This window comes from Idiomarina sp. Sol25 (assembly GCF_033052775.1).
In the GTDB taxonomy this organism is placed as follows: Bacteria; Pseudomonadota; Gammaproteobacteria; order Enterobacterales; family Alteromonadaceae; genus Idiomarina.
The window spans coordinates 1-265 of record NZ_JAUPEW010000137.1; the positions used below are offsets into that span (position 1 = coordinate 1).

Annotated in this window: 1 protein-coding gene; it reads right to left on the reverse strand. The window is 71.7% G+C overall.

From position 1 onward, the window contains the following. On the reverse strand, positions 1-265 hold a 265-nt coding region (locus Q5L94_RS13780; protein ID WP_317498922.1), incomplete at both ends, for a TCP-1/cpn60 chaperonin family protein.

Sequence of the window (265 nt, forward strand, 5' to 3'; positions counted from 1 at the left end):
GTTGTGGGCGGAGAGCGCCGCGACCTGCGCCTTTTCCTTGCGGGTGCCGACCGGTCGCGACATCGCCTTCAGCGCTTCCGTGGCCGCCTTCGCGGCACGTTCCAGACCGCGCTTCAGGTCGATGGCGCTGGCGCCGGCGACCACGTTGCGGACGCCGTCGGCGAAGATCGCGTGCGCCAGCACCGTCGAGCCCGACGTCCCGTCGCCCACGACTTCGCCGGTGCGCTCAGCCGCCTGGCGCAGCATCTGGACGCCGAGATTCTCC